Annotated in this window: 2 protein-coding genes; both read right to left on the reverse strand. The window is 69.9% G+C overall.

All coding sequences use genetic code 11. The features are described from left to right. Positions 1-191: 191 nt before the first annotated feature. A complete protein-coding gene (locus tag NBW84_RS22175) occupies positions 192-386 on the reverse strand; it encodes a hypothetical protein (RefSeq protein WP_250287093.1) in 195 nt (64 codons plus the stop codon). Between the two features lie 220 nt (positions 387-606). After that, on the reverse strand, positions 607-2127 hold the full coding sequence (locus NBW84_RS22180) for an alpha,alpha-trehalose-phosphate synthase (UDP-forming) (RefSeq protein ID WP_250287095.1): 1521 nt from the start codon (positions 2125-2127) through the stop codon (positions 607-609). Positions 2128-2327: the final 200 nt, after the last annotated feature.

A 2327-nucleotide genomic window follows, 5' to 3' on the forward strand; every position in this document is an offset into this window, starting at 1 on the left:
GACGAAGAAGGACGACGAAGGACGCCTCATGCCGCGCCGCGGGCCGCGGGCATCGGCCTACGGCGCGGTTGTCAGCCGCCGTGCGCGGCGGCGGAGCCTGCCCGGCCGGACCGGGCAGACATGATTGTTCTTCCGGGTGTCCCCCGCGATCGCGGGGTGCGTGCGGGGCGCATGCGGGGTGCGTGCGGGTGTCAGTACGCCTGTTCCATGATCTGGGAGGCGACGGCGGTGATCAGGCCGACGACCAGGGCCACGCCGGTGACGATCCACAGCGGTACCGAGTGCAGGGCGAGAGCGAAGACGCCGACCGTGAACGCCGCAATGATCAGAAAAACCGCGGTCCACGAACCCGCGTTCGCCTTGTGGTGACCGCTGGAACTTGCCACGTAAAGCTCCTCAGCCCGTCAACGATCAGCCAACCCCGACGGCGGCTGCTGTCACCGACCGAGACTACCGGTAAGCCACGGCAGAATCCCGCCGGTCACCCACGGTAATGATCGGACCGGTTCCGGGTCAGGACCCGGGCTCGGCGCGGCTCCTCAGGCGGGGCCCTAACGCCAGGTCCTCATCCTCAGGCAAGTCCTCGGACGGGTCCTCCGCGGGTTCTCACAGGTAGCCGGCGAGCTGGGCGAGGTCGTCGAGCTGGTCGCTCAGCCAGCGTCCCACGTCGTGCGTGCGCACCTGCTCGGCCGCCGCGGCCAGCCGCCGCTGCCGCTCCTCCAGCGGCATGGTCAGGGCCTCGTACAGGGCGTCCGCCATCTGCTGCACGTCGAAGGGATGCAGGGTGACCGCGTACTCCCCCAGCTCCTCGTGGGCGCCGGCGTTCTCCGACAGGGCCAGCACGCCACCGCGCCGGTTGACCACCGCGACCTCCTTGGTCACGAGGTTCATGCCGTCCGCCAGCGCGTTGACCAGGATCACGTCGCAGATCGAGTAGGCGGCCACCGCGAGCGGGAAGTCCTCGGCCATCCGCAGGTCGATGGGCTGCCGGCCGTCCTTGGTGTGCCGGGCGTTGATCTCCGCCACCACCGCGCCGATCAGCGCGATGTAGTCGGCGTACTCGGGCACGTCGGTGCGGCTGGGCTGGAGCAGGGCGAGGAAGCTGACCTTCCCGACGAGCTCCGGATACTGGTCGAGCAGCGCGCCAAAGGCCAGGAAGCCCCGCACGACGTTCTTGCTCGGGTCGGTGCGGTCCACCCGCAGGATCAGCCGCCGGTCGCCGTCGAGGAAGGCGTACCTCAGCATGGCGACGTGCCCGGCGACCTCCTCCGTGCTCAGCGTCGCCTCCAGGACGGCGGTGTCCACCGAGATCGGGTAGTAGCGGGCCCGCACGACCCGGTCGCCGACGAAGACCAGCAGGTTGTCCAGGTCGACGTCGAGGCCGAGCAGGTCCTGGGCGCACAGGACGAAGTGGCGGGCGTAGCGCCGGGTGTGGAAGCCGACGACGTCACTGCCGAGCAGGCCGCGCAGCAGCCGTTCCCGGATACCGGCCGGCAGTATCCGCCACTCGTCCGGCCCCGGCCACGGGATGTGGATGAAATGGGTGAGCACGACGTCCGGGCACTGCTCGCGGACCCGCTCGGCCACCAGGTAGAAGTGGTAGTCCTGCAACAGGACCAGGGCCTTTCCGCCGCGGGCGCGGACCTCGTCGACGACCGCATCCGCATACACACGGTTGACCGCCGCGTAGCCGTTGTCGAACGCGTCGTGCTCGGCCTGGGTGAGGACGGGTGACAGCGCCCGGCCGTAGAGCCCGTGCTGGACGAACCACAGGATCGGGTTCGACCAGACGCTGTAGAAGTCCGCGTAGGCGGCCGGGTCGGTGGTGACCAGCCGGACCCGGATCGCGGGGCCGTCGGGTTCGTCCTCGACGACGTGCGGGTATGGAGAGGTCTGCACGAGAATCGAGCTGCCGTGCGCTTCGCTGGCGACGAGGGCGTCCTCCTCGCTGGACGCCCCGCACACCCAGACGGCGTCGTCCAGGTGCTCGGCAAGGCCGGAGAGGGCTGACACCAGCCCGCCCGCCCCGCGGTTGACGGTACGCCCGGACACGTCACGGTCGAAGCTCACCGGGCCGCGGTTGGACAGCAGCACCAGCGGCAGGTTAAGGATGGGGGTAGCCGGCACGGTGGTGGGGCCTCCTTAGTGATCCACGGTGGGGACCTCGGCGGTACGGAAAGATCCTTCCCGCGCCGCTCTCACGACCCTCTGGCCGCACATGGCAGTGGCACTGGACGGCCGTCAGGCCGGTGAACGCCTACGCGCCAACATCCCCGCGGACCTCCGGCTGCGCGATGGCAACATGATCGCTTCGCCCTCGGCGTCTC

It is taken from the genome of Protofrankia sp. CiP1_Cm_nod2 (assembly GCF_920664355.1).
GTDB lineage: Bacteria > Actinomycetota > Actinomycetes > Frankiales > Frankiaceae > Protofrankia.